Consider the following 10244-nt stretch of genomic DNA (forward strand, 5'->3'; position numbering starts at 1 on the left):
AGCCCCGTTCATAAACGAATGGGGCATTTTCTGTTGGCACGATTTTATGATGGGGGAGACTCATAATGAAAAATTATTTTCGGTTTAACGAGCTGGGAACTAATTATCGCCGTGAAATACTTGGTGGACTAACTACTTTCCTTTCAATGGCATATATCCTGGTTGTAAACCCTGTAATGCTGACTTTACAAAGCATCGAGGACTATCCGGATGAATTAAGAATGGACTACGGAGCGGTTTTTGCCGCAACCGCACTGTCAGCCGCAATCGGCTCGATATTAATGGGACTCATAGCCAGATATCCAATCTCGCTCGCGCCGGGTATGGGATTGAATGCTTTCTTCGCTTTTACCGTTGTGCTTGGCTTTGGAATTCCTTGGCAGACTGCTTTAACAGGAGTATTGATTTCAGGTATTATCTTCGTTTTACTTTCCTTATCGGGAATACGTGAAAAAATCATTAATGCAATTCCAGTCGAATTGAAATACGCAGTTGGAGCCGGTATCGGTTTATTCATTACTTTTGTAGGGTTTCAGAATGCTGGTATCATCACGAATGATGACAGCGTTCTTGTCGGACTGGGCGATTTGACATCAGGAAATACTTTATTGGCTGTGTTTGGAATTGTCGTAACCGTCATTTTGATGACTAGAGGCGTCAAAAGCGGCGTGTTCATAGGAATGGTCATTACAGCCATTGCAGGAATGATCTTTGGACAAGTTCCGGTGCCGGACAAAATAATCGGTGCCGTTCCTAGCATAGCGCCTACATTCGGGGTTGCGTTCGATGCTTTTGGAAATCCCGGTGATCTCTTCACTGGTCAAATGTTAATCGTGATACTGACCTTCTTGTTCGTAGCATTCTTTGATACAGCCGGTACGCTGGTGGCTGTCGCACAACAAGCTGGATTGATGAAGGATAATGTTCTTCCTAGAGTGGGTAAAGGGTTGCTTGCTGATTCATTATCCATCGTTTCAGGTGCAATTCTTGGTACATCCACCACGACATCTTATGTAGAGTCCACATCGGGTGTTGCTGCTGGTGCCCGAAGCGGATTTGCGGCTGTAGTGACAGGGTTGCTGTTTGTCCTATCCCTTTTCTTCTTCCCGCTTCTATCAGTGGTGACATCTGCTGTGACTGCGCCGGCATTGGTTATAGTCGGAGTATTAATGGCATCATCACTTAAAAATATTGACTGGCAAAAGTTCGAAATTGCGGTTCCGGCCTTCTTTACGGTCATCATGATGCCTATGACATATTCAATTGCGACAGGTATCGCTTGCGGATTCATCTTCTATCCAATCACTATGTCGATGAAAGGAAGAGCAAAAGAGGTTCATCCGATCATGTGGGGGCTTGGAGTCGTCTTCCTGCTATATTTCATTTTCTTGAAGTAATAATGCAAGTAAGTAAGGAGAGTCCTGATTTCGGGGCTCTTCTTTCATGTTGTAAGAGAAAGCTCATATCGTGTATAGTAAAAGTACTAAGTACTAAGTACTTTATCCTGTATGGGGCATAGGGATGACTTTGAGAAAAAAAGAGGGAGAAAAATGAATGGTTTTATCGTTGAAAAGGTTTTGAACAATAATGTGGTGATTGCCACGCATCCGTCGTATGGAGAAGTCGTTACTATTGGAAAGGGCTTAGGCTTCAACCGAAAGAAAGGCGAAGAGTTGAGTCCGGAACTAGCGGAGAAAACGTTTGTCCTGAAAAATGTTAAGGAACAGGAAAGTTACAAAAAACTCTTGCCGCAAATCGATCAAAATCTTCAAGCAGCCATTATAGAATCCATTCATCTCATTAATGACCGGGTTACTGGAAAGTTAAATGAACATATACATGTCGGTTTAACAGATCATTTATTGTTCGCCCTTCAGCGTGTTTCACAAGGAATGACTATCAAAAACCCATTCTTGAAAGAAACGATAACCCTTTATCCTTTTGAACATGATATTGCTGTCGATGTAGTAGAATTAATTCAAGATAAGACAGGCATAGGCCTGCCCCAAGGGGAAATCGGTTTTATTACGCTTCATATTCATAGCGCAATATCAAATAAAGACTTATCGGAAGTCAATCAGCATTCGCAGTTAATCTATCGCCTTATTCAAGTTGTTGAAGAACAGCTCAATGTGAAAATTAATAAGGATAGCATAGACTATTCACGTTTGGTCCGTCATTTAAGATTTATGATAGACAGGGTGCTTGCTGGGGAAAAAGTAGAGGAACCTGAAAAAATAGCAATGCTATTGAAAGAAGAATATCCTTTGTGTTACAATATCTCTTGGAAGCTAATAAAAATTATGCAGCAGAAATTAGGCAAACCGGTTTGTGATGCGGAAGCTGTCTATCTAACGATGCATATCCAACGATTACAAAAGAAAATTAAATAAACATACATTAACTTACGTGTTACTGATTCGATCAGGCATAAGTGAGGAGAATGATTGTTATGAAAGAGGGTATTATATACCTGAATTTTCATTTCAATCCTATCTTTGCTTATGCCTTTTTTGTATTTGAATTCTGATGCGTGGGAAGATGAATACCATCGTAAATGTAACCGTTTTATTAGCATGGAAAAACAGTAAAGAGGAGGAAAACCTATGTTTAAGAAGTTGTTTGGTGTTTTGCAAAAAATCGGTAAAGCTTTGATGCTTCCTGTAGCCATTTTACCAGCGGCCGGAATTTTGCTTGCGTTTGGTAATGCATTGCAAAACGAAACTTTGTTGGATATCGCCCCGTTTCTTGCGAGTGGCGGAGTGGAAATGGTCGCATCGGTAATGGAGAATGCCGGAAATATTATTTTTGGGAATCTTCCCTTGTTGTTTGCTGTGGGGGTCGCAATTGGGTTAGCTGGTGGAGATGGTGTTGCCGGCCTTGCGGCGATTATCGGTTTCTTGATTATGAATGTAACGATGGGAACTGTTCTTGGCATTGACGCTGCCGACATTGAGAACAATAGTGCGGTGTATACCAATGTTCTGGGAATCCCGACGTTGGGAACAGGTGTGTTCGGCGGTATTATCGTCGGTGTCATGGCTGCTGTTATGTATAATAAGTTTTATGAAATTGAACTGCCTTCTTATTTAGGATTCTTTGCAGGTAAACGTTTTGTACCCATTGTAACAGCTGCAAGCGCAGTTATTCTTGGGTTGTTAATGATTTTGATTTGGCCGACGATTCAATCGGGGTTAAATTCATTTTCCGAAAATATGTTGGGTGCTAACCTGACACTTGGAGCTTTCGTGTTTGGGGTTGTAGAACGTGCGCTGATTCCTTTTGGATTGCACCATATCTTCTATTCTCCATTCTGGTTCGAATTTGGCAGCTATGTCCCTCAAGGAGGGGGAACGCCAGTCAGAGGAGACCAGGCCATCTTCATGGCACAAATTAAAGATGGCGTACAGAATTTAACGGCCGGTACCTTCATGACTGGTAAATATCCATTCATGATGTTCGGGTTACCAGCTGCAGCTTTGGCCATTTATCATGAAGCAAGACCGGAAAGAAAGAAAATAGTCGGGGGATTGATGGCTTCTGCAGCACTTACATCATTCTTGACTGGGATTACTGAGCCACTTGAATTTGCATTCTTATTTGTTGCACCGATACTATTCGGGATTCACTGTCTGTTTGCCGGTCTATCATTCATGACCATGCATTTACTGGACGTGAAAATCGGGATGACGTTCTCGGGTGGTTTGATCGATTACGTACTGTTTGGTTTAATCAATCCGCAAACCAATGCATGGATTGTTATTCCGGTTGGTTTAGTCCTTGCGGTTATCTATTACTTTGGATTCCGATTTGCGATAAGGAAGTTTAACCTTAAAACTCCTGGTCGTGAAGTGGAAGAGGATGAGGAAGCCGAAGGATCTGCAAGTACAGCTGGAAGTCTTCCAGGGGATATCTTGGACGCCATGGGCGGAAAAGAAAATATTTCTCACTTGGATGCTTGCATTACCCGTCTTCGTGTATCGGTCAATGACATCGGTAACGTTGATAAAAATAGGCTGAAGAAACTTGGTGCCGCTGGAGTTCTGGAAGTGGGCAATAACATCCAGGCTATCTTCGGACCTCGTTCAGAAACGATCAAGGGGCAAATGAAAGATATCATTGATGGAAAACGGCCTCGTAAAGTAGAAACGTCTCCTGAAGTAGGTGTGGAAAAGCAAATCGAGGATGTCGTCCCGAAACCATTACGGACGGATGAAGTTTCCGAGCGCTTTGTTTCTCCTATTAAAGGGGAATTAAAACCGATCACGGAAGTGCCTGATGCAGTTTTTGCTGAAAAAATGATGGGCGATGGATTTGCAATTGTACCCGAGGAAGGGTTGGTTGTTTCTCCTGTGGACGGTACGATCGTTAATTTATTCCCGACTAAACATGCAATAGGTATCGTTTCCGAAGCTGGACGTGAAATCTTGATTCATGTCGGGATCGATACAGTTAAGTTGGAAGGCAAAGGTTTCGAAGCACTTGTCGCTCAAGGAGATAAAGTGACAAGCGGGCAGCCATTGCTTAAAGTTGATATAGAGTATGTCAAAAACAATGCTAGCTCTATCATTACGCCAATCGTCTTTACTAACCTTTCCGAAGGTGAAAGTGTCAAGATTGAAAAGGCCGGAAATGTAGATAGGGAAGAAGCGGACGTAATCTCCATCAATAAATAATCATTAATAAATAACGGGAGGGTGGCTATAATCAGCTGCCCTCCTGTTTTTTTTGATGATTCTTTGGCATGGACCGGCTTCTATAGAAAGAAAGTGGTTCAGTGAAAAAAAGAAGTTAATTTTAAAAGATTAAATTGACTTATCTATATGCAAGTGCTAATATATTAAATACACCGCTTGAGACAAACAAGACAAACAAGTGAATGATAACTTGTTGTTGACTTTGTGTTTGGAGGGTGTTATACTAATAAAGTCGCTAAACGAAGCGATGGAAAATATTGCTCTTTGAAAACTGAACAAAACAAAGCGCCAACGTTAAATTTTAAGTGAGCACACACTATCAAAAAAGCAAATGAGCAAGTCAAACATTTCTTCGGAGAGTTTGATCCTGGCTCAGGACGAACGCTGGCGGCGTGCCTAATACATGCAAGTCGAGCGAATCGACGGGAGCTTGCTCCCTGAGATTAGCGGCGGACGGGTGAGTAACACGTGGGCAACCTGCCTATAAGACTGGGATAACTTCGGGAAACCGGAGCTAATACCGGATACGTTCTTTTCTCGCATGAGAGAAGATGGAAAGACGGTTTACGCTGTCACTTATAGATGGGCCCGCGGCGCATTAGCTAGTTGGTGAGGTAATGGCTCACCAAGGCGACGATGCGTAGCCGACCTGAGAGGGTGATCGGCCACACTGGGACTGAGACACGGCCCAGACTCCTACGGGAGGCAGCAGTAGGGAATCTTCCGCAATGGACGAAAGTCTGACGGAGCAACGCCGCGTGAACGAAGAAGGCCTTCGGGTCGTAAAGTTCTGTTGTTAGGGAAGAACAAGTACCAGAGTAACTGCTGGTACCTTGACGGTACCTAACCAGAAAGCCACGGCTAACTACGTGCCAGCAGCCGCGGTAATACGTAGGTGGCAAGCGTTGTCCGGAATTATTGGGCGTAAAGCGCGCGCAGGTGGTTCCTTAAGTCTGATGTGAAAGCCCACGGCTCAACCGTGGAGGGTCATTGGAAACTGGGGAACTTGAGTGCAGAAGAGGAAAGTGGAATTCCAAGTGTAGCGGTGAAATGCGTAGAGATTTGGAGGAACACCAGTGGCGAAGGCGACTTTCTGGTCTGTAACTGACACTGAGGCGCGAAAGCGTGGGGAGCAAACAGGATTAGATACCCTGGTAGTCCACGCCGTAAACGATGAGTGCTAAGTGTTAGAGGGTTTCCGCCCTTTAGTGCTGCAGCTAACGCATTAAGCACTCCGCCTGGGGAGTACGGCCGCAAGGCTGAAACTCAAAGGAATTGACGGGGGCCCGCACAAGCGGTGGAGCATGTGGTTTAATTCGAAGCAACGCGAAGAACCTTACCAGGTCTTGACATCCTCTGACAACCCTAGAGATAGGGCTTTCCCCTTCGGGGGACAGAGTGACAGGTGGTGCATGGTTGTCGTCAGCTCGTGTCGTGAGATGTTGGGTTAAGTCCCGCAACGAGCGCAACCCTTGATCTTAGTTGCCAGCATTCAGTTGGGCACTCTAAGGTGACTGCCGGTGACAAACCGGAGGAAGGTGGGGATGACGTCAAATCATCATGCCCCTTATGACCTGGGCTACACACGTGCTACAATGGATGGTACAAAGGGCTGCAAACCTGCGAAGGTAAGCGAATCCCATAAAGCCATTCTCAGTTCGGATTGCAGGCTGCAACTCGCCTGCATGAAGCCGGAATCGCTAGTAATCGCGGATCAGCATGCCGCGGTGAATACGTTCCCGGGCCTTGTACACACCGCCCGTCACACCACGAGAGTTTGTAACACCCGAAGTCGGTGAGGTAACCTTTATGGAGCCAGCCGCCTAAGGTGGGACAGATGATTGGGGTGAAGTCGTAACAAGGTAGCCGTATCGGAAGGTGCGGCTGGATCACCTCCTTTCTAAGGATAATTACGAGAGCGCTTTTGTTTTGTTCAGTTTTGAATGAGTAATTCATTCAAATAGGAAAGACAAACATCACGATGTGATGGATTCTTTCTGCTTTGTTCCTTGAAAACTAGATAATAGATAGAAGGCAATTAATTTTTTTCAAAGCATCTGTAAGATCTTTTTTAACGGTTAAGTTAGAAAGGGCGCACGGTGGATGCCTTGGCACTAGGAGCCGATGAAGGACGGGACTAACACCGATATGCTTCGGGGAGCTGTAAGTAAGCTTTGATCCGGAGATTTCCGAATGGGGAAACCCACTGTTCGTAATGGAACAGTATCTTTACCTGAATACATAGGGTACTGAAGGCAGACCCGGGGAACTGAAACATCTAAGTACCCGGAGGAAGAGAAAGCAAACGCGATTTCCTGAGTAGCGGCGAGCGAAACGGAATTAGCCCAAACCAAGAGGCTTGCCTCTTGGGGTTGTAGGACACTCAACATGGAGTTACAAAGGAACGGGGTAAATGAAGCGACCTGGAAAGGTCCGTCGAAGAAGGTAAAAACCCTGTAGTTGAAACTTCGTTCCCTCCTGAGTGGATCCTGAGTACGGCGGGACACGAGAAATCCCGTCGGAAGCAGGGAGGACCATCTCCCAAGGCTAAATACTCCCTAGTGACCGATAGTGAACCAGTACCGTGAGGGAAAGGTGAAAAGCACCCCGGAAGGGGAGTGAAATAGATCCTGAAACCGTGTGCCTACAAGTAGTCAAAGCCCGTTAATGGGTAATGGCGTGCCTTTTGTAGAATGAACCGGCGAGTTACGATTTCATGCGAGGTTAAGTTGATGAGACGGAGCCGCAGCGAAAGCGAGTCTGAATAGGGCGAATGAGTATGAGGTCGTAGACCCGAAACCAGGTGATCTACCCATGTCCAGGGTGAAGTTCAGGTAACACTGAATGGAGGCCCGAACCCACGCACGTTGAAAAGTGCGGGGATGAGGTGTGGGTAGCGGAGAAATTCCAATCGAACCTGGAGATAGCTGGTTCTCTCCGAAATAGCTTTAGGGCTAGCCTCAAGATGAGAGTATTGGAGGTAGAGCACTGATTGGACTAGGGGCCCCCAACGGGTTACCGAATTCAGTCAAACTCCGAATGCCAAATACTTATTCTTGGGAGTCAGACTGCGAGTGATAAGATCCGTAGTCGAAAGGGAAACAGCCCAGACCACCAGCTAAGGTCCCAAAGTATACGTTAAGTGGAAAAGGATGTGGAGTTGCTTAGACAACCAGGATGTTGGCTTAGAAGCAGCCACCATTTAAAGAGTGCGTAATAGCTCACTGGTCGAGTGACTCCGCGCCGAAAATGTACCGGGGCTAAACGTATCACCGAAGCTGTGGATTGACACCGTATGGTGTCGATGGTAGGAGAGCGTTCTAAGGGCGTTGAAGTCAGACCGGAAGGACTGGTGGAGCGCTTAGAAGTGAGAATGCCGGTATGAGTAGCGAAAGAAGGGTGAGAATCCCTTCCACCGAATGCCTAAGGTTTCCTGAGGAAGGCTCGTCCGCTCAGGGTTAGTCGGGACCTAAGCCGAGGCCGAAAGGCGTAGGCGATGGACAACAGGTTGATATTCCTGTACCACCTATACATCGTTTGAACGATGGGGGGACGCAGAAGGATAGGGTAAGCGCGCTGTTGGATATGCGCGTCCAAGCAGTTAGGCCGGAAACGAGGCAAATCCCGTTTCCATTAAGGCGGAGCTGTGATGGCGAGGGAAATATAGTACCGAAGTTCCTGATTCCACGCTGCCAAGAAAAGCCTCTAGTGAGATGTAAGGTGCCCGTACCGCAAACCGACACAGGTAGGCGAGGAGAGAATCCTAAGGTGTGCGAGAGAACTCTCGTTAAGGAACTCGGCAAAATGACCCCGTAACTTCGGGAGAAGGGGTGCTTTTTAGGGTGAATAGCCCAGAAAAGCCGCAGTGAATAGGCCCAGGCGACTGTTTAGCAAAAACACAGGTCTCTGCGAAGCCGCAAGGCGAAGTATAGGGGCTGACACCTGCCCGGTGCTGGAAGGTTAAGGGGAGAGGTTAGCGCAAGCGAAGCTTTGAACCGAAGCCCCAGTAAACGGCGGCCGTAACTATAACGGTCCTAAGGTAGCGAAATTCCTTGTCGGGTAAGTTCCGACCCGCACGAAAGGTGTAACGATCTGGGCACTGTCTCAACGAGAGACTCGGTGAAATTATAGTACCTGTGAAGATGCAGGTTACCCGCGACAGGACGGAAAGACCCCGTGGAGCTTTACTGCAGCCTGATATTGAATTTTGGTACAGCTTGTACAGGATAGGTAGGAGCCTGAGAAGCCGGAGCGCCAGCTTCGGTGGAGGCGTTGGTGGGATACTACCCTGGCTGTATTGAAATTCTAACCCGCGCCCCTTATCGGGGTGGGAGACAGTGTCAGGTGGGCAGTTTGACTGGGGCGGTCGCCTCCTAAAGAGTAACGGAGGCGCCCAAAGGTTCCCTCAGAATGGTTGGAAATCATTCGTAGAGTGTAAAGGCACAAGGGAGCTTGACTGCGAGACCTACAAGTCGAGCAGGGACGAAAGTCGGGCTTAGTGATCCGGTGGTTCCGCATGGAAGGGCCATCGCTCAACGGATAAAAGCTACCCCGGGGATAACAGGCTTATCTCCCCCAAGAGTCCACATCGACGGGGAGGTTTGGCACCTCGATGTCGGCTCATCGCATCCTGGGGCTGTAGTCGGTCCCAAGGGTTGGGCTGTTCGCCCATTAAAGCGGTACGCGAGCTGGGTTCAGAACGTCGTGAGACAGTTCGGTCCCTATCCGTCGCGGGCGCAGGAAATTTGAGAGGAGCTGTCCTTAGTACGAGAGGACCGGGATGGACGCACCGCTGGTGTACCAGTTGTCTTGCCAAAGGCATAGCTGGGTAGCTACGTGCGGACGGGATAAGTGCTGAAAGCATCTAAGCATGAAGCCCCCCTCAAGATGAGATTTCCCATGGCGCAAGCTAGTAAGATCCCTGAAAGATGATCAGGTTGATAGGTCAGAGGTGGAAGCATGGTGACATGTGGAGCTGACTGATACTAATAGATCGAGGACTTAACCAACGCTTTTTAAAAAATGAAATACCTTCTTATTATCTAGTTTTGAAGGAACAACGTTCCTTTTATGTTTGGTGGCGATAGCGAAGAGGTCACACCCGTTCCCATTCCGAACACGGCAGTTAAGCTCTTCAGCGCCGATGGTAGTTGGGGGTTTCCCCCTGTGAGAGTAGGACGCCGCCAAGCCATTTGAAAAGATCAGCCATCCGGCTGGTCTTTTTTTGTGTTCATAAGGTCATGGAAACAGCCATCTTTTTTCGCATACAGTGTCGCTTTATTGCACACATAATTAAAGGCTGTTTAAATGGTCTTGTCGTTATTTGATTTCTCTTCATATTGAATGTGATGATTTGTAGTATCCTGTAACGGTTTTATATGTCATCTTTATTTCCCTTTGTGATGTCATCATAAGGTGTGTATCTATTTGAAGGTGCTGATTTCTTTTTAATCAGCCGATAACAAACAAAGCATATTACAGTAATAACAAATGGACTATAAGCCATATGCCATTTAATCACTCCTCAAAAAGATTGCTTACTATTTC

4 protein-coding genes and 3 rRNA genes are annotated in these 10244 nt (G+C 46.4%); 6 read left to right on the forward strand and 1 reads right to left on the reverse strand.

All coding sequences use genetic code 11. From position 1 onward, the window contains the following. Positions 1-65 precede the first annotated feature (65 nt). The 6 genes from NYE65_RS14740 (at position 66) to rrf (ending at position 9886) form a co-directional block, all read left to right on the forward strand. Entirely contained in the window at positions 66-1397 is a 1332-nt protein-coding gene (locus NYE65_RS14740; RefSeq protein WP_034306155.1) for an NCS2 family permease, read from the forward strand. A 153-nt stretch (positions 1398-1550) separates the two neighbouring features. Beyond that, complete coding sequence (glcT, locus tag NYE65_RS14745; RefSeq protein WP_268590088.1) at positions 1551-2393, forward strand: glucose PTS transporter transcription antiterminator GlcT; 843 nt, start codon at positions 1551-1553, stop codon at positions 2391-2393. A gap of 213 nt (positions 2394-2606) precedes the next feature. Further along, positions 2607-4676 (forward strand): glucose-specific PTS transporter subunit IIBC, encoded by a 2070-nt coding sequence (ptsG, locus tag NYE65_RS14750; protein ID WP_340861142.1) that lies wholly within the window; start codon positions 2607-2609, stop codon positions 4674-4676. A 370-nt stretch (positions 4677-5046) separates the two neighbouring features. Then, positions 5047-6597, forward strand: a 16S ribosomal RNA gene (locus NYE65_RS14755). Positions 6598-6773: 176 nt separating this feature from the next. After that, positions 6774-9706: ribosomal RNA gene (locus tag NYE65_RS14760) — 23S ribosomal RNA — on the forward strand. A gap of 64 nt (positions 9707-9770) precedes the next feature. Continuing rightward, positions 9771-9886: ribosomal RNA gene (gene rrf / locus NYE65_RS14765) — 5S ribosomal RNA — on the forward strand. The 16S, 23S and 5S rRNA genes sit together here, the layout of an rRNA operon. 185 nt (positions 9887-10071) lie before the next feature. Here rrf and NYE65_RS27260 read toward each other — a convergent pair. Beyond that, complete coding sequence (locus NYE65_RS27260) at positions 10072-10203, reverse strand: DUF3951 domain-containing protein (RefSeq protein WP_445670415.1); 132 nt, start codon at positions 10201-10203, stop codon at positions 10072-10074. Between the last annotated feature and the right edge of the window lie 41 nt (positions 10204-10244).

Source organism: Peribacillus sp. FSL R5-0717, assembly GCF_038002945.1.
GTDB lineage: Bacteria > Bacillota > Bacilli > Bacillales > DSM-1321 > Peribacillus > Peribacillus frigoritolerans.